Consider the following 16634-nt stretch of genomic DNA (forward strand, 5'->3'; position numbering starts at 1 on the left):
CCGGCCGGTAGAGCATGTCTTGATTATCTAGGGCCGGGGGGCTTTCAACGTGTCAAGCGTCAGCTTCGATACGCGTCCAGGAGTCTCTTCATGTCCCTAAAACCAAAATCATCCTCCGCCGCGGCGCTATTTGCCGCGAAAGTCACCAATCTTGAATCCACGCCTGCCGTCGTCTCGAACGCGATCAAGACGACTCCGGGCCACGGCGTCGCCGGACGTCATGCCACCCGCGAACTGCTCGATGCCCTGTCCGGGCACAAGGACCCGGGCATGTTCGGCCGCATGTTCCCAAAACTTGCCCCGCTCAATGTTGCAGACGCGAAGCTTCAGGTTCTCGCAGATGCGATGAAGGACACGGATCCGGGCAGCCAGACCGGCAACAATCCCAACATTCCGTCCGGCTTTACCTATTTCGGCCAGTTCGTCGACCATGACATCACGCTCGATCTGACGTCGCTGGGTGACAAGGAAAAGGATCCACTGGGCATCGAGAACTTCCGCACCCCGAGCGTCGACCTCGATTGCGTCTACGGCCTTGGCCCGGATGGCAGCCCGCATCTTTATGCGCGCAACCCAGCCGCAGGGAACAAGCACGGACCCAAGCTGCTGATCGGCAAGAACATCACTGTCGGCTTCGGCGGCGTCACGGGAGACTTCCGCAACGACCTGCCGCGCAGCCCTGAGGGCTTTGCCCTCATCGGCGACCACCGCAACGACGAGAACCTGCTCGTCGCGCAGACGCACCTGGCCTTCCTGAAGTTCCACAACGCCATCTGCGACATGCTGGCCGGTTCCGCGAACCCGCCTGCCGACATCTTCAAGGAAGCCCGCAGACTTGCCACCTGGCACTACCAATGGATGGTGCTGCACGATTGGGTGGAGCGCCTGACCGAAAAGGGGACTGTGGCCAAAATTCTCCACAACGGCCGCAAGCACTACCGCTTCAAGAAGGTGCCCTATATGCCGGTCGAATTCTCGGCCGCTGCCTACCGCCTTGGGCACAGTATGGTCCGCGAGAAATATCCTCACAACAAGGTGTTCACGCTTGCAGACTTCAGCCAGCTGTTCGACTTCAGCGGCCTGTCAGGGTCCATCATCGGCGATCTCGCACCGAATCCGCCGACCGGACCCGTTCCGGTTTCGGCCTTGCCCAGCAACTGGATCATCGACTGGCGGCGGTTTTACGAGTTGGGCGACAGCGGTGGCGCCCCCGTCAACATGACCCCAACGAGGAAGATTGATCCGCAACTGGCACCGGTCCTGCACAGCCTGCCCGGCGGCGGTGGCAATCTCGCCTTCCGCAACTTGAAGCGGGGCGTCAATCTCGGTCTGCCGTCAGGCCAGGACGTCGCCGAACACATGAAGATCAAGAACCCGCTCTCTCCCGACGAAATTGCATCCGACAGCAACGGATCGACGGACGGGCAGGCGGCGAAGTCGCAAGGACTGCACACGAAAACGCCGCTTTGGTACTACATCCTCAAGGAAGCCAAGGTACGGCACGACGGCCTCAGGCTCGGTCCCGTGGGGTCGGTCATCGTGTCGGAGGTCTTTGTGGGCCTCGTGCACGGCGACCAGAACTCGTTCCTTTGGAGGGAAAAGAACTGGAAGCCGTCGCTACCTTCGGCATCACCCGGCGACTTCAAGATGGCCGACATGCTCCGGTTCGTGAATGACATCAATCCGATAGGAGACTGACACGTCGGCCGATGGTTGCGGCGCTTCTCGCCGCCGCAGCCATTCCGGACCGCCACCGCGCAATGCACGAGGCGCCGATGAAGCAGCGGCGAAACCAGTTCCACCCCCTGCGCAAGCGAGATGAGGAGAGCGATGCCGAGAAACATCGTTATTTTCGCTGACGGAACGGGACAACGCGGCGGAATTTTCTTCGACGAGAACCGCAGCAACATCTACAAGCTTTACCGAGCCACCCGATGCGGGCCGGAATCTTCGGTCAATCCCGCCGAACAGCTGACCTTTTACGACCCCGGCATCGGCACGGAACCGGTCGAAGGCAATTTCTTCTTCAGGCTGTACCGTCGCCTCCACAACCTCGTCAGCCAGGCAACTGGACTGGGTCTGACGCTGAACATGATCGAGTGCTATGCCGCCATCATCAGGATGTGGAAGCCCGGAGACAGGATATTCCTGTTCGGTTTCAGCCGCGGGGCCTACACGGTCCGCGCGATTGGCGGCGTTCTTTCCTATTGCGGCGTCCCTACACATATGGATGACGGATCGCCTCTACTTCGCGACGAAGCCTCGACGATCCGGATCGCGAAAGCGGCAATCAAGGACGTCTACCAGTTCACCAGTTCCAGAAGGCGCGACACTGCCACTGCCAAACAGCTGATGCGCATGAAACAGCGCGATCTGCTCGCCGCCCGGTTCAGGGAGAAATTCGGTTCCGGTGACGGGGAGGTGTCGAACACGGTTCCGCACTTCATAGGCGTCTTCGACACGGTTGCTTCACTGGCCAATCCTCAGGCTGTCGCGATGTTCGCCGCCTTGCTGGCCTTAGTGCTTGTGGCCGTTTCCTGGGCGCTGTCGTACCTTGCCTTCTCGTTTCTTTGGTGGGCTGGTGTTCTGGGAGCCGTTGCGGTTGTCCTTGCCGCCGCCTGGTATGCAGGCGAACACCTGAAGGCTCCCGGCCCCTTGCCGGGCTACGGCGCCCGACAGACCCGGCACTGGACCGAATTCCGCATGCGGTTCCACGACCTGAAATTATCGCCGAGCGTCCCCTATGCCCGCCATGCGATATCGATCGACGAGAACCGTGCCGAATTCGACCGGGTGCGGTGGTTCGGCGACCCGGGGGTTGACGAAAACGGGGTCAACAAGTTCGAGCAGGTCTGGTTCGCTGGCAACCATTCCGATGTCGGGGGCAGCTACCCGGAGAACGATTCGCGTCTTTCCGACACGGCGCTCCAATGGATGCTGGACGCCGCGACAAGCGTCGGGCTGGTGCACGATCAATCCTGGCTGAGGCTTTTCCAGGATGCCGCCGGGCCGCAGCATGACGAGAAAAGGATTGGCGTGTACCGGCACACCCGAACGCTGGTCCGCAAAGTTCCCCCGGACGCCGTACTGCACCAATCCGTGTTTGACCGCTTCGAGGTGCCCGAAGTGCTGCAGTACAACATGCTCAAGCCGTATCGGCCCGAAGCTTTGCGGGATCATGGGCTGGTGAAGCATTATTTCGAAGGTTCAAAATTGCCAATTTCCGAAGACAATCCCCAAAGATTGGAGTCGGTTCGCAGACGCCCGGACAAGGAGATCGATGGCTTCCGTTAAAAGCGATGCGGGATTGCCAACTCACCTGGATTGAGAACCTGCCCGACTGCTTCCCACGTGTGGTTTGCCAATTCGACGCCAAACAACCTCGAATTCATTGTTATTCATCCCGCGACTATGGTATTTTGCAGGTTCCGCTCAATTGGGTTGGTTGGGGGGCGGAGTATGTCATGAAGTACTACTGCGCTTTCTTGTTTGGCCTTCTTATATGGGCCCCGCCAGCTATCGCTGGCCCGTTGCACGACGCGGCAACACAAGGTGACGTCGCCCAAGCAACTCGGTTGCTTGGAGGCGGAGCCGATCCCGCGAAGCCGGACACTGCGGGCGAACCACCCTTGCTGCTTGCCGCGCTGAAGGGACATGCGAACGTTGTCGCTCTGCTTCTCGAACACGGGGCGGACATCAACGTTCGTAACAAGAAAGGGCTGACCGCGCTGCACGCGGCGGCATACGCCGGAAACCTTCAGGTGACAGAGCTGCTTTTGTCCAAAGGCGCTTTGGTCAACGACAGCAACAACCTCTTCAAGATGTCGCCGCTGCATGCGGCGGCGGAAGAAGGGCACGCAGACGTCGTCAAAGTCCTGCTGGAAACCAAGGCGGATATCGAGGCCAAGGAGCGGAACGGCTATACGCCGCTTACCCAGGCAGGCTGGCGAGAACATTGGGATGCCGCGCACCTGCTGATGAAAGCAGGTGCAGAATGCCAGAAGGCCGATCTGGTCGGCGACTGGCTCTACAAGGAATGCTCCAAGCGGCAGTGACTCTCGTCGGATCGATGGCGATGGCCGCCTCCCTGGAGCAAAGGAGGAATGGAATGAACATGATAGGGAAAGCCACTGTCCGGGCGGCTGGCGTCGCCTTCGCGCTTCTGGCGTTCACGCCTTTGTCGCACGCCCAAGACGCGGAAGTCGTGAACACCGGCTACTTCGGTGACGTCGCCATAAGAGGCTACGATCCGGTGGCGTACTTTACCGAGAACAAGGCCGTTGAAGGGTCCGAGAAGTTCTCCCACAACTGGCTGGGCGCTACCTGGCATTTTGCCAGCGCGCAGAACCGTGACCTCTTCGTCCGGGAACCCCTGAAATACGCCCCTCAATATGGGGGCCTTTGCGCAGACGGGGTTTCGCTCGGAACCGTCACCACCAACATCGATCCAAAAGCCTGGCGCATCATCGATGGCAAGCTGTACCTAAATTACGATCCAGGTGCGGCCGACGGTTTCGCGAAGAACCCCACGAAGGTCATCGACTCACAAAAATACTGGCCAGAGGTGAAACAGACCCTGGTGACCGAGAAGCGTCAGCTGGCCAGGCGGTGACTGCTGTTCTTCTTCCTGCTCAGGGCTTTTGCGGGGAGAAGAATTTCAGGGCTTGCGGCGACACGTGGACGTAGGCGAGGTTGCCATCGCGGTCATCCCGATTGCGGTAAACATGCCCGCACGTCCACCTGTCCATGAAGTATCCGGCAAAATTCTCGCAGAGCTGACCGGCGCGCACTTCCACGACGCCGGTGATGTTGGTGTGCTCGCTTCGGTAGGCAGTGTTTCCGGCGCTGTCGAAATACTGGAAGAACTCGGTCCCGTTCTTGTGCTTGCCGACCCAACTCCGGTTTGCGACGATTTCCTTTAGCTGCTCTCCCTGGAGCTGGTCAGCATCACGGCCCTCGAAGCCGAACGGCCATTGCATAATACCGGCCCGACGGAGGCCGTCCAGATGGTACTTCCGATCCTCTTCGCGCCAGTAGTCGTAGAGATAGCCGTAATAAGTGAGATTTGTGTCCGGGAACAGCGCCAGCAGTTCGGCAGCTGACAAGGCCGCCTTCTTCAGATCGCCTTGATGCGCGTATGCGGCCGCCCGATACTCTGCAATCGGCTCGTTGTCGGGCAGATCCCCGGGAGCCGATTCCAGGAGTTCGATAGCCCGTTCGTTCTCGCGCGCCGTATACAGCGTCACCCCTGCCAGCAGCTGGAAATTGGCCGATGGCGCCGGGTCGAACCGCATTGCTTTTTCGATCTCCCGCTTTGCCGCCTCGCGGTCTCCCGTATGGGCCAGGACCAAGGCCAGGTTGCCGATCGCCTCCGGATCGTTCGGTTGCGCGGTGACGGCGCGTTTTGCGGAGTCGATCGCTTCGACCGGCCGACCGTCCACAAGCTGGATCAGGGCCAGCACTGTATGCGCACGCGCATTCTTGGGATCGAGTCTAAGGGCCTGCCCGGCAGCGTCGTAGGCGATCTTTCGCGCCACCGCCGCCGACCAGATCAGATTGTAGTCGTTTCGCCATACGTCAACGGCCACTCTGGCGATCCCCGCATGGGCCGATGCGAAGCGGGGGTCGAGATCGATCGCCCGCTGATAGAAGGAAAGGCTGCGGCGGTAAGTATGGACATCGCTGTACAGGAACCCTTCCGTCTCAGCCCGCAGATAGTAGTCGTAGGCTTCGAGGTTCTCGGTGGGAAGTTGGGCCAGCAGTTCGCTTTCGCCCTCGCTAAGTTCCACGGCAAGGGCCGAGATGATGTGCCTGACGACGTCGTCCCTGACCACAAATATATCCGCATGCTGACGGTCGTAACGTTCCGCCCACATGGAGGATCCTGTGATCGCATCGATGAGGCTGACATTGATCCGAACCCTGGAGTCGGTCCTCTGCAATGTTCCTTCAAGGACGAAATGCACGCCAAGTTCGGTTGCCACCTCCCGAATGTTCCGGGCGGTGTCGCCGAGGGCGAACACGGAATGGCGGGCTATGACGAACAGTCCGCCTACCTTGGACAATTCCGTTATAAGATCATCCGTCATTCCCATGGCCAGATGATCCTGCTCTTCCTTGCCGCCGACGTTGATGAAGGGAAGGACCGCGATCGATGGTTTGTCCGGAAGGGGATATGCGAAGCGTTCCAACGGCGGCGGCGCTTCGGCTTCCCGAGATCCCCAGAACCAGACTCCTGCCACCGTCGCAACAAGCAGCACGATTGCCGTGGCGACCGCCGCCGCCAACTTGCCCTTTACAGGCCGGGCGGGCGAAACGAGCGATGTAACGAGTGCCCCTGCCTTCTCGTCAAGCGCCACTTTGAAGATGGCAAGGGGTTCGGCGATGTTCTTTACCTGCTTGACTCCCAAAGGCTGGATCGACAGGTCGAGCTTGCCTCTAACGTGTTCAAGGGTTGATCCCGCCACGCAGATGCCGCCCGGTTCGGCGAATTCCTGCAGGCGCGAGGCAATGTTCACGCTGTCGCCGTAGATGTCTCCGTCCTTAAGGACGATGTCCCCGACATTGATCCCGATCCGGTAGCGAAACTGCCTGTCCGGTTCCCTCCCTGCGTTGTCCCGCTCCAGATCGGTCTGGACTTCGACCGCAAACCGTATGGCATCGACGACACTGGAGAACTCAACCAGGGCACCGTCGCCCGTGGTCTTGACGATGCGGCCGCTATATTGGCGGGCTCGGGGGGCAAAGATCGTATGGCGATGCCGATCGAACGCGGCCAGCGTTGCTTGCTCGTCCGCGCCCATTAGGCGGGAATACCCAACCATGTCGAATGCAAGGACCGCGGCCAACCGGCGTTCCATGCTGAACTCCCCATGAGGTGCAAAGTTTAGCCGAGCGAGGAAACGAAATCCATCAAATGCAGGTAATCATGGCGCACGCACCAACTTGGGTCAGATAAATCCGGTTCGCTCCGCGAGCAATCGATTGATTACTGCCCGTGCACGGCGGAGTCTTCGATCGAAATTCAGATGGCGCTTTGGATCTTGGGCGATTGTGTCAAGATAGGCTCAAAACCAGAGACCTTATGTTCATTTTTCAACCAGTATCGCGGTACTGGTCGAAACTGTATACAGGGCCCCTTGCGAAAGACAGGTTATTGCGTTCGCTCGGAGAGACACAACAATCTTGATGTAGCGGGCGTGAATGCGACGCGCCTCAAACAGCGCCCCGCAGCGCGTTGCCGATGCCGAGAAGCGCCGTCCACGATGGCATCGTGCGACTGATGATGTCACGATTGAGGGGAGGCCGTCACAGCCGCCCTTCGGCGGCGTCAGATCATTCGGCAGCTATCGCGAGCGCCCTGTCCCCGGCGATTCGACTGGCCTGACAAACGGATATCTTGCTCGCCTCAAGCTCTCCGGGAGGATCATTCAGCGTGGCGCCGGCCCAGCGATACCGGCCCATTCAGCCTTGCGCAGCCGAAGACCGCACAGCTGCTGCAGGAACGGCAAATGGGTGTGCCGTCAGAGCGGATACCAACGACGCATATTCTGAACCCCCCAGCCGGAGGCTTTTGCGGCCATGCCGAGAACGATCGTTTTTGTTCTCGCGGTTTCGCGCGCCCACGGCCCGCCAGTCGCCTCCCGCAGTGCCGCTTGCATCGGACCTCAGGTTGGCGCCAGCCGAAAGCGGAATATGTTGGCCAAACCGTTTCGCCAGAGGTCCGGCCAACAATGCTTTGCCTCGCTTCATCGATCACGCCCCGTCTGAGAGCCTGCAACTGTACCTTGCAGCAGGGCGACAGCTTTCTCGGACATGCCAGCCGAAAGTTCCAGAACCGCACCGCGATCTTCCTCCATGTACAGGTCAGTTCACCGCCGTCAGCCGCGCAACGCGAACGGTAGCTGGCCAGGCCCTTCCAGAATACCCGAGGGGAATGCGAGCGGCTTCAGCAAGCGCAACGCCGCTGCGCAAGCTAATCTGAGTTGAGGCTTCGATATTCAGGATTAACAGGGTTGCATCCTGCCCAATAAGCAATATCTACCCGCCGGGCGATCTTCTTTGCGAAAAACGAGAGAATTCTGACAATGACCAACGATTTTAACAACACCGAAACCATCGAACTGACCGCAGATGTGATTGCAGCTTACGTCTCAAACAATCCGGTTCCATTGTCTGAGTTGCCTTCCCTGATTGCGCAGGTTCACCAATCCTTGGCCGGCCTCTCGACTGCTTCAGCGACAACACCGACGGAAGTCCTCACACCCGCCGTTCCCATCAAAAAATCGGTTACCCCAGATTACATCGTTTGCCTCGATGACGGGAAGAAGTTCAAATCCTTGAAGCGGCATTTGAAGACAACGTTTGGGATGACACCTGAGGAATACAGGGCGAAGTGGAACTTGCCTGCCGACTACCCGATGGTAGCACCTGCTTACTCAGCTCAACGATCGACGCTTGCCAAGAAACTGGGGCTCGGCCGCAAGCAATTGGAACCGGTAAGGCGCACACAGAAGAAGGCGGCCTAGTCGGCACAAAGGAAGGGGCGGGTTGTTCACCCGCCTCTGGAGCGCGGCTATATGTCACCGTGCCGGTGGTTGGCTATTGCAACCAGGGGGCCACGCGGCCCATCAGTCGTACGGATCAATGAAGTTCGATGTGACGCGCTGGGCTCGGCACGGCGCGCTCAGTTTTTGCTGAAGCCTCAGGGCCTTGACGATCGCCCGATCGCCGCCGCGTGGCTCTGAAGCACCGTGACCTCGCAGCAGGCATGCACCACCCGAGTTCGATCGCCATGTTCCTTGATCATGACCAGATGTGTTGCGTTCAAGGAAACGGCCTGTCCGTCGGAGTCGGCAAGCTGGCTCCACATCATTTCGTGCCCGTATGATGATCCCTCGTCACAACCCTGCCCCGGCGAACCTTGAACGGCAATTTTCAACCGCTACCGTCGACACGCCGCGGAAATCCGCATCCATGGGATATCACTGATCAGTTGGTCCTGGCGTCCTGCACCATGTCGAGAAATTGCTGCAGGTTCTCGATCATCGCCTCGGCGCCATCTTCGTTGACAGCAAATTCAAAGGCCAATTCACCGCTTTCAACAGTGAGCAGAGCAACCATGGTCCGACCATCTTCGGACATGGCCATGTCGAGCGCGAAGCCGGTAACTGGCATTGGGGTATCACTCATCGTGGGTTTCCTTTGCGCCTCGCCTGAAGAAGAAATTCAGGGCGGATGACGTCAAGCAAACTCCCATCGCCGATCCTCGGAATGTTTCCCGGACGAATCCCGGAACGTTGACGCACGATCAAATTGATATCGACTTCTCCGCGTGCCCGTCAACGCTGATCTTGATCTGCTATGACGTTCCGGCGGGGGCCTCAGTGGAGACCCGCCACGGCAGCGCACGGCATCAGAAGGTAGATCACTGCATCAGCAGAAAACCTACGAGTTCAGCCGGTCCCAGTTGTAGTTGTCCCGCGCCTGGTACCCACACTTGAGGCAGGTCGCATACAGCCCGGTCGTGACCGCGTCCTCCGTCCTTAGCCAATTGTCCTTACTGGCCTCGGCGTGCCGCGGTACCCCACAAACCCCGCGGCAGAGAATTCGCACCCGTCGGTGTGGCAGCACGTTTCGGGCATATTCAGGAATGGCCACCCTTTGCTCTCCGTTGTTCGCGCAAGGTCCGCACAAACCACAAAGATTGGGGCATTGCCATGGCCACGATGCTGCAGCCGGCGCTACGCACCCTGGCTGCGCCGAGAGACCATGGGAGAAGGAGGGCAGATGCCGAGCCGCTGACCCCGAAGCATCGCCCATAGCGAGCTACTGTCCTGAGGCGCGGCGCGTTTCAGATGCGAGGTTGTCGATGTGATAGCCGCTGCACGGTCCCTCACCGTCATGCCTCTTCGCCGCTCATGTCCGGGAGCGGAGGACGGCGGCGATCCGTTCGACCCCGCCAACGGTCGTTGCCGCTCTGCGGTCGCCATCGTCCTGAAGACGGCACGAGCCAGAGAGGATGGCTGAGCGGTATGGATCGAAAGATCGTCCAGCGCAAAACTTAGGTCCAGCCGGGATGAATGTAGCGATCGTCGATTTCGACACGTCGACGATCGCAACGAACGGCGGGGCTACTGGGAGTGGCCGAAAATCGTCTAGGCAGCTTTGATAGCTGCGTCCGCCTCGGTGTGACTATTGGCAGCGAACTGATTGGCGCTTTCCAGCTTGATCAGCGAGTTCATCGAGTTCATCGTGTCTGTGATTTGCCGGGGGCTCCCTCGATAAGGTTCGAAGCAGCAGCGTTTGGCGTTCAGCCAGATCGGCAAATTCTGGTGCGCTGAAGACATTCGGCGAGGGCCTTCTGCTCCAGCTTGACTGTCGCGGTCTCGACCGGCTGGAGCGCGATGGCCGTCTCTGAAATGAGTTCGATGAAATCAGCCTTGGGAAACCCGGCCCTGATGCGCCTAGATGCGCCGGCTCCCGGCCAGCCATGGCATGCGGGTGAGGCTGGCGCTCCGGCTGCATTAAAAGCTGCAGAGTGATATGTTTGGTGGATAAATTCGTTCGCCAGACGGGAATGGGGAAATGGCCGACCAAACGAGCGAGCTCATCGAGCATTTCAATGCCATCGGTGAGGATGGGACGGTGCACCAGGTTTTCTGCCACCATGCCATCATCGCCAAGATTTTTATTGGCTCCTCTGTAGTGGCAAGACATCAAAAGCTGATGCTGTCGGACGGCCGTGCCGTGAACAGCGTCACCAACCGAATATTTACGATCGCGAATACAGACGAGGTCATCATCCGAGTGCCTGAGAGAGGATTTGACGAGCTTTGAGCTGCATCGCACGGTCGCTAACGCCGTCGAGCACCGCGTCAGCGAGGCCGCGGACGCGCCTCACCGCACTACGGTAGTCTAGTTGGCTACGGCGGATTGAGCACCTGGATGCAGTGTCGCCTTCGTATTTCGACGAGTTCACCTGGCGGGCGACGAGATCGCCAGTCGATCGGTGTGGCCAAATGGCGCCACAACTCGCGCAAGCTCCGCTAGCCCCAAGAAAGCCCGGCAAGAGGGCGGGTTCCTGCCGGGCTCTCCTCGCGAGGCCAGTCCTGAGCCCGGCAGATGCGGGTGACGTGCTGGCTAAAGATCGGACGAGGTACTCGGAGGCAGCCTTCTCGGCCGAGGTAATGGAATGTGGCCTTTGGGGCCACTTTCCTATTTCCCCACGGCGACGCGGAAATTTGGTCAATCCAACAGAATTCTATCAGGATCGCGCTTATACACCCGACGCTGGTCGAATCTCGGCGTCTGCATCCAGGACGCTTTGTCGCCGGTGACAGCCTCGCTCGCCGTCAAGATGGCCGAGTTTTCAGTTTCTACCAGCGCGCGGGAATGGTCGCACTGAGGGACCTGATCAGATCGCAGATCGCAGAAGGCGGCGAAGAGCCAAGCCGGTATCGATGGCCTCCAGAGCGCGTAGGCCAGCAAGGCAACGAGCAACGCTACACCCACAATTGGCTTCCCCCGTCCGTCAGGGCAACAAGCGCCCCTGCGCCGAGTATCGCGATGCGCATCAAGCCTTCGACCAGGCTCTGTATGCCGGGCTTGCTCCGGACATCAACGGCGAGGGTGATTACTGTTGCTGTCGCCCCGCTGAGTACCGTGACCGTTGCAACTGAAAGGAAAACGAGCTGCGATTCCATTGGGACCTCCTGTTTCAATAGGAGGATTTTCTCATCGACTTTGATGGTGTGGATAAAATCGACGCAATAATCGACGAAACCGCAATGTCTGGGACCTGCGGCGCAAAATCTATTCACGCCCTCAACGACGCAAACATTGGCCAACGACACCGGTAGGCAGGAAAACCCATTTGGCATGAACCAACAGCAGAATCGCTGCCGCAACAAATGGTTCGGGAGAATTGTTGATGCAACGGAATGGATCAGCGGCCCAGGGCTTTGCGTTCATTAGCTTTTCCGGAGCTCTAAAGAGCGCGGCTATTAGGCAGCAAGCTTCGTGCGAAGAAATTGAGCAGGGGCCATGTTCATCCGCGCACCCATCCTGGCCCGCGTTCTCGTTGGTCGCGTCCCCAAGGATACAGGATGGCCGCGCGGTCTGATCTGGTTAGAGGCGGCCCGTCCAACCGAGGCGCACCATGATGGCGCGGCGAGCAGCGTCCTTGCCGGCAAAGAATAGACTTGTGCGCGGCCACCGCATCGACAAGGCCGCGGTCGGCGATTGACGCCGCCTCCAAACCGGCGTCGCCGAGCCGCGCAAGGTCGTGCCAATGGCGGGCAAATCGCTCTCCGCGTAGGCGGCCTGCGCACAGTAGACATGGACAGCCGTCGCCTTTTCCCAGAAGGTGCGTTCCGCGCGCATCAAACGTGGCGGAGCGATTGGGAAAGGCAGACCGTTCAAGATCTCGGCTGCGGCGCACAAGACGTCGAACGAGGCACATGGCTCGCCAGTAGAACGTGCACCGAACTTGAGCATGACGATTGGACTGACACAGCCGGTGCCGGTCGCGATGGCGTTGTGAGCGATGAGTATCCTGTCTCCGTCAGCAGAAGTCTTCGCACGTGTTGCAGTCTCGTCGAGCCCACGCTAGATTACCGGCAACCCCTGATCGATAACCCACTGCGGCAACCGGTTCGTATCTCGCTCGTCCAGCGTTTCTCTTCACTGCGCGTGCCGGGAAGGCTATGTTGGGCGCCGCCGACAAGTTAGGGCGCCAGAGCGCGGATGTATGCGGCTTTCGGCTACGACCGGCTGGCTTTGAAAACGTTTTTCATGATCCGGCTGCCTGATAATCGAAGACGGTGACGGTGATCCAATCCGTCCTGGTTCCGCAATTAACCCATCCAACCGTCGTCCCCTTGATGCGGCACAGTACGTCGTCACTCGTCGTCGATGTCGGGGCACTGCGGGGGAGCCCTGCCGATCTTGCCGACAATTCTCGGGTAATTGGCTTCGGGCAGCGCCTGCCCTGTCCCAATAACTTCAGCGCGGAAGCGCCACTCGTCACCGTAGTCGTACAAGAAGGTCATTGCCGAGCCCACCTTCTGGAAGGCTGTGGTGACACGCGTGCCCTTCACGCTGCGAAAGCCGCCCCCCGCTATGTCGGCGAAGAGCTCGAACCGCTGGGGCGAATCGAACAGCTTTCCCGTCAGCTTTGAATAGAAGCCGTAGGTGTGGTCCATGTCGAATCCAAATGCCGCGCAGATGGCTTCGGCCAGATCCGCTAGCGTGCTCGAACTCGACACCTCAATGTCCCGATAAAGCCGTGCGCGAAGAGAGGCTCGGAAGATCAAGGTCGCGGGCTCAGTCATGGCGGATTTTCAGGTGCTGACGGTTTGAAGGATGATTTTGAAGGGGTTCGCGCCAAGCCGAGACGAGCCGTGCCGAAGACGGTTCGAATGTCGGGTTCGCTTCGGGCGGCGATAGCCGTTGGTGATCTTCCGTTGAACGACGGCCGGTCTGAGAGCGCGTCCGAAGGGGTGTTCGTCCGTGGAAGCGCAGTCGTGCTCGCTGACGGTTTCGGCAGCAAGATCACTCGACAGGCTGGCGCAGCAGCCAGGTCAATTTCAATGTCGTGATGGATGAATTGATCCCCTTCCCGACTTCGAAAAACACTTCGGTATGCACATCTGCAGAAAGTGGCATGTGCGCGAATGTCTACTCGCTGCCCGATACAACTGCTTCTTGCCCCTTGATGTGAAGGAAGGTCGCATCGAAGTCGCCGACCATAACCAGCTTGGCCCATTCGCGAACGTGCAGGCGATTGTCGGTTAGTGAGATCAGGCCGGCCGTCCGAAGTTCCTGAAGCGTGCGGTTAACATGGACCACTGAAAAGCCCAGTGCATCTGCGAACTCCTTTTGCGTAATCGGAAGTTCGCAAGTGAGATCATCCCGGACCAATCCGACGGCTTTCAAACGGAGGACGATCTCGCACAACAGGTGCGCCATTCGGGCAGGAGCATTTCGCTGCCCAATGTTGGTCATCCACTCGCGGGCGATTGAAGCGTCGATAAGGGTAGCGCGCCAAAGTGCGGAGGCGACCCGATGGTGACGTTCGCACAACGCCCGAATGTCGACATGCTTTACAAAACCCAGTTTGCAAGGCGTCATCGTGGCAAGGCCGTTGTCCATGATAGTGAGATGCAGGCTCTGGAGGTCAGGAAAATCGCCCGCTAGATACAACCCGGTGATCTGGCGTTTGCCATCGCCGGTCACCTTGTATGCATAAACGAAGCCTTCCACCAGCACGAACGAGCGCGAAGGATGATCGTGTTCCCGCACAATGTCCCGGTCTGCTTCGAAGTTCGACTCCTGGATCGGAAGCGCCGCGAGTGTTCTCCTATCCTCCTCCGAAAGTGAGGCAATGCTCTCCAGCCTCCGGAGCAGCATCGTATGTGACACACTCAATCCGGTAGGTTGTGAGCGGCGGGGGGCGTTCATGCGCCCATCCTTATGCAAATGGCAAATTCATGGCAAATTCAGCCCCAAACAGCCAGAGCCGTAGGTTGTTCCGCCGAAGGAGATCACATTGGACGAGCGGCGACATTCCAGACACGTCTGGCTGGACATAGCGGCATGTGAAAACGCGATAGGCCCAGAGGCAGAAATCTGCCGCTTTGACCGAAATCTATATACATCCCAAGGCGCATCGGAAACTCCCTTTAACGTTGGCAGATCGATGGAATTCCAGCTCTATTCTTATCGGTCGCAGCAGCTATCGTGCTGAGCGCTGCTACTGCCACAGCGATCACGTTACAGTGGATACGCGCAACCCGCCGCAAGAAGCTTTTGTGCACGATGTCTTTGCGGCACCATCGTTCCGGCTTAGGACGCGACCTGAATCCCATAGCCCGTGGAATCCGGACGGCGGCTCTTACCCCCCTGTAACCCGGAGTTTGCCAAACTCTAATCTGGCGTGCTCCAAAATCTAGCCAGACTCCCGCGAAGCTTTAGCCGGCTAGCTTCATAAAGCTGTCATCGGACTGTCACACTTCCGAATGCGCTCCGGCAAGTCGTTGATCCTGGAAGCCTAAGCGACGCCGCCGCATTCGGCAGTTTCCGACTTTTCCGGCCGGAATGGAAGCGGGATTGTCCCGTTTTCTAATCGGCGCCGCCTATGGCGTCACGACAAGCAGGAGTTGAGATGTCCCCCGTTCCATATGTCCCGGCAGCATCGCCAGGCGCGCCTATGACGAGCGCGCGATGAACTCGTTTCTCATGCAAGCCCTTCAGGATCCGCTGGCGGCTCAGGCGATCAGGTTCGCGCTGAACCTCGTCGGAATGATGCTCCTTATCTTCGCCATGTATTACCGGCGCTACCGGGACAAGGAGCTGGTGACGGCGGCCGCGCTGTTCAACATCTTCGTTTTTGCGGTGCTTACCGTCCTCTCGTCTGTGAACTTCAGCGTTGCTGCGGGCTTTGGCCTGTTCGCCATCCTGGCGCTCTTCACACTGCGCTCGGAGCCGCTCAGCAAAACCGAGATGACCTATTTCTTCGGCAGCGTCGCCATCGCAGTCATCTCTTCTGTGCAGGGAACGACGCTGCCCTTTGCGGCGATGATCGTTCTGTTCGTGCTCGTCGGCGCCTATGTGGTCGATCATCCCAAGATGCTGCAATCCGTCAGCGGGGCGAAGGTCACGCTCGACAAGATCCACCTGACGCTGCTGTCGGACCCCGAAACCATGCGCGCCGAACTTTCGGAGCGGCTTGGTGTCACGGTGCTGTCCTATCAGGTTCTCCAACTCGACTACATCACGGAAATGGCGAGGCTCAATGTCTTCTATCGCAAACACTGACGTGCGGCTGGAGCGGGTTTTCGACCCGATCAGCCTCGCTACCCTCAACGCAAAGGCCGAGATGCTGGAGCGTCTGGACAATAAGTATGTCGTCGGCGCGGGCATATTGCATCGCGCGGCCGCGGAACTGGCGCGGCATTTCGATATTCTGGAAATCGAGGGCCGCCGGGCTTTCACCTACGAAACCTGCTATTTCGACAATTCGGACCGGCGCAGCTATTTCGATCACCATCAGGGTCGGCGGCAGCGCGCGAAAGTCCGGGTCCGGAAATATGTCGATGCAGGGCTTTGCTTCGTCGAGGTGAAGCTCAAGGACAAGCGCGGCGCTACGATCAAGAAACGGCTACCTTATGAAATCGGCAAGTTCGGAGTTCTCGACGAGACGGCGCTCGCCTACGTCGATGGTGTTTATTTCGACCAGTATCGCCATGAGTTTCCTTACGCGCTCGAGCGCGTCCTCGACATGAGCTATGTCCGCATGACGCTCGTGGCGAAGGAAGGCGGCGAGCGTATGACCATCGACAGCGGGATACGATTTTTCGCTCCCGGCTCCTCGCATGCGATCAACGACGACCACTTCATCCTCGAAACGAAATCTGCCAATGCCAACGGGATAGCCGATCGCATCCTGCGCGCGATGCACCAGCATCCCACCAAGCACTGCTCGAAATATTGCACCGGCATTGCCATCCTCAATCAGGCGCCGAGGCACAACAAGTTCCTTCCCGCCCTGCGCAAGCTCGGCAGCGTGCCCGCGCCGCAAACGGCTAAGGCCTTGCCCGGGCGAGAGATCGAGGCAGCCGCATGACCCGCCG

At 59.1% G+C, this 16634-nt stretch carries 14 protein-coding genes and 1 pseudogene; 8 read left to right on the plus strand and 7 right to left on the minus strand.

The window, feature by feature from the left end; all coding sequences use genetic code 11:
• Positions 1 to 90: 90 nt before the first annotated feature.
• The 4 genes from MAXJ12_RS30815 (at position 91) to MAXJ12_RS30830 (ending at position 4612) form a co-directional block, all read left to right on the plus strand.
• Entirely contained in the window at positions 91 to 1698 is a 1608-nt protein-coding gene (locus tag MAXJ12_RS30815; RefSeq protein ID WP_008840103.1) for a peroxidase family protein, read from the plus strand.
• 132 nt (positions 1699 to 1830) lie between these two features.
• Positions 1831 to 3294, plus strand: a complete 1464-nt coding sequence (locus MAXJ12_RS30820) for a DUF2235 domain-containing protein (protein ID WP_008840105.1) — start codon at positions 1831 to 1833, stop codon at positions 3292 to 3294.
• A gap of 170 nt (positions 3295 to 3464) precedes the next feature.
• On the plus strand, positions 3465 to 4055 hold the full coding sequence (locus MAXJ12_RS30825; protein ID WP_040588986.1) for an ankyrin repeat domain-containing protein: 591 nt from the start codon (positions 3465 to 3467) through the stop codon (positions 4053 to 4055).
• A gap of 53 nt (positions 4056 to 4108) precedes the next feature.
• Complete coding sequence (locus MAXJ12_RS30830) at positions 4109 to 4612, plus strand: YHS domain-containing (seleno)protein (protein ID WP_040589015.1); 504 nt, start codon at positions 4109 to 4111, stop codon at positions 4610 to 4612.
• A 19-nt stretch (positions 4613 to 4631) separates the two neighbouring features.
• Here the strand turns inward: MAXJ12_RS30830 and MAXJ12_RS30835 are convergent, their stop codons facing one another.
• A complete protein-coding gene (locus MAXJ12_RS30835; RefSeq protein WP_008840108.1) occupies positions 4632 to 6860 on the minus strand; it encodes an adenylate/guanylate cyclase domain-containing protein in 2229 nt (742 codons plus the stop codon).
• A 1227-nt stretch (positions 6861 to 8087) separates the two neighbouring features.
• Between MAXJ12_RS30835 and MAXJ12_RS30840 the strand changes: the two genes are divergently transcribed.
• Positions 8088 to 8528 (plus strand): Ros/MucR family transcriptional regulator, encoded by a 441-nt coding sequence (locus tag MAXJ12_RS30840; RefSeq protein ID WP_008840109.1) that lies wholly within the window; start codon positions 8088 to 8090, stop codon positions 8526 to 8528.
• A 463-nt stretch (positions 8529 to 8991) separates the two neighbouring features.
• Here the strand turns inward: MAXJ12_RS30840 and MAXJ12_RS30845 are convergent, their stop codons facing one another.
• On the minus strand, positions 8992 to 9192 hold the full coding sequence (locus MAXJ12_RS30845) for a hypothetical protein (protein WP_139044136.1): 201 nt from the start codon (positions 9190 to 9192) through the stop codon (positions 8992 to 8994).
• A gap of 1395 nt (positions 9193 to 10587) precedes the next feature.
• Between MAXJ12_RS30845 and MAXJ12_RS30850 the strand changes: the two genes are divergently transcribed.
• Positions 10588 to 10839 carry a hypothetical protein gene (locus MAXJ12_RS30850; RefSeq protein ID WP_008840113.1) on the plus strand — a complete coding sequence of 84 codons (252 nt, stop codon included), beginning with the start codon at positions 10588 to 10590 and terminating at the stop codon, positions 10837 to 10839.
• 665 nt (positions 10840 to 11504) lie between these two features.
• Here the strand turns inward: MAXJ12_RS30850 and MAXJ12_RS30860 are convergent.
• The 5 genes and pseudogenes from MAXJ12_RS30860 to MAXJ12_RS30875 form a co-directional block, all read right to left on the minus strand.
• Positions 11505 to 11705, minus strand: coding sequence for a hypothetical protein (locus MAXJ12_RS30860; protein ID WP_008840115.1), 201 nt, complete (start codon positions 11703 to 11705; stop codon positions 11505 to 11507).
• A 424-nt stretch (positions 11706 to 12129) separates the two neighbouring features.
• Positions 12130 to 12384 carry a hypothetical protein gene (locus tag MAXJ12_RS34765; RefSeq protein WP_050898952.1) on the minus strand — a complete coding sequence of 85 codons (255 nt, stop codon included), beginning with the start codon at positions 12382 to 12384 and terminating at the stop codon, positions 12130 to 12132.
• Positions 12385 to 12902: 518 nt separating this feature from the next.
• A complete protein-coding gene (locus tag MAXJ12_RS30870) occupies positions 12903 to 13334 on the minus strand; it encodes an IS1096 element passenger TnpR family protein (protein ID WP_008840117.1) in 432 nt (143 codons plus the stop codon).
• Between the two features lie 9 nt (positions 13335 to 13343).
• Positions 13344 to 13493 (minus strand): annotated as a pseudogene (locus MAXJ12_RS40275) (IS66 family transposase); the annotation flags it as partial.
• A gap of 187 nt (positions 13494 to 13680) precedes the next feature.
• Positions 13681 to 14463 (minus strand): Crp/Fnr family transcriptional regulator, encoded by a 783-nt coding sequence (locus MAXJ12_RS30875; protein WP_139044137.1) that lies wholly within the window; start codon positions 14461 to 14463, stop codon positions 13681 to 13683.
• Positions 14464 to 15225: 762 nt separating this feature from the next.
• Between MAXJ12_RS30875 and MAXJ12_RS30880 the strand changes: the two genes are divergently transcribed.
• Both MAXJ12_RS30880 and MAXJ12_RS30885 read left to right on the plus strand, forming a co-directional pair.
• The gene (locus tag MAXJ12_RS30880; RefSeq protein WP_008840120.1) at positions 15226 to 15819 is read left to right on the plus strand and encodes a DUF4956 domain-containing protein; all 594 of its coding nucleotides are present in this window, start codon (positions 15226 to 15228) and stop codon (positions 15817 to 15819) included.
• Positions 15797 to 16627, plus strand: coding sequence for a polyphosphate polymerase domain-containing protein (locus MAXJ12_RS30885; protein ID WP_008840121.1), 831 nt, complete (start codon positions 15797 to 15799; stop codon positions 16625 to 16627). The genes MAXJ12_RS30880 and MAXJ12_RS30885 overlap by 23 nt, the downstream gene beginning before the upstream one ends.
• Positions 16628 to 16634 lie beyond the last annotated feature (7 nt).

It is taken from the genome of Mesorhizobium alhagi CCNWXJ12-2, assembly GCF_000236565.1.
GTDB lineage: Bacteria > Pseudomonadota > Alphaproteobacteria > Rhizobiales > Rhizobiaceae > Allomesorhizobium > Allomesorhizobium alhagi.

What these genes read in the sequence shown, in the direction of transcription:
- MAXJ12_RS30815 (WP_008840103.1), top strand. Translation starts at nt 91, where the DNA reads ATGTCCCTAAAACCAAAATCATCCTCCGCCGCGGCGCTATTTGCCGCG.
- MAXJ12_RS30820 (WP_008840105.1), top strand. Translation starts at nt 1,831, where the DNA reads ATGCCGAGAAACATCGTTATTTTCGCTGACGGAACGGGACAACGCGGC.
- MAXJ12_RS30825 (WP_040588986.1), top strand. Translation starts at nt 3,465, where the DNA reads ATGAAGTACTACTGCGCTTTCTTGTTTGGCCTTCTTATATGGGCCCCG.
- MAXJ12_RS30830 (WP_040589015.1), top strand. Translation starts at nt 4,109, where the DNA reads ATGAACATGATAGGGAAAGCCACTGTCCGGGCGGCTGGCGTCGCCTTC.
- MAXJ12_RS30835 (WP_008840108.1), bottom strand. Translation starts at nt 6,860, where the DNA reads ATGGAACGCCGGTTGGCCGCGGTCCTTGCATTCGACATGGTTGGGTAT.
- MAXJ12_RS30840 (WP_008840109.1), top strand. Translation starts at nt 8,088, where the DNA reads ATGACCAACGATTTTAACAACACCGAAACCATCGAACTGACCGCAGAT.
- MAXJ12_RS30845 (WP_139044136.1), bottom strand. Translation starts at nt 9,192, where the DNA reads ATGAGTGATACCCCAATGCCAGTTACCGGCTTCGCGCTCGACATGGCC.
- MAXJ12_RS30850 (WP_008840113.1), top strand. Translation starts at nt 10,588, where the DNA reads ATGGCCGACCAAACGAGCGAGCTCATCGAGCATTTCAATGCCATCGGT.
- MAXJ12_RS30860 (WP_008840115.1), bottom strand. Translation starts at nt 11,705, where the DNA reads ATGGAATCGCAGCTCGTTTTCCTTTCAGTTGCAACGGTCACGGTACTC.
- MAXJ12_RS34765 (WP_050898952.1), bottom strand. Translation starts at nt 12,384, where the DNA reads ATGCGCGCGGAACGCACCTTCTGGGAAAAGGCGACGGCTGTCCATGTC.
- MAXJ12_RS30870 (WP_008840117.1), bottom strand. Translation starts at nt 13,334, where the DNA reads ATGACTGAGCCCGCGACCTTGATCTTCCGAGCCTCTCTTCGCGCACGG.
- MAXJ12_RS30875 (WP_139044137.1), bottom strand. Translation starts at nt 14,463, where the DNA reads ATGAACGCCCCCCGCCGCTCACAACCTACCGGATTGAGTGTGTCACAT.
- MAXJ12_RS30880 (WP_008840120.1), top strand. Translation starts at nt 15,226, where the DNA reads ATGAACTCGTTTCTCATGCAAGCCCTTCAGGATCCGCTGGCGGCTCAG.
- MAXJ12_RS30885 (WP_008840121.1), top strand. Translation starts at nt 15,797, where the DNA reads ATGTCTTCTATCGCAAACACTGACGTGCGGCTGGAGCGGGTTTTCGAC.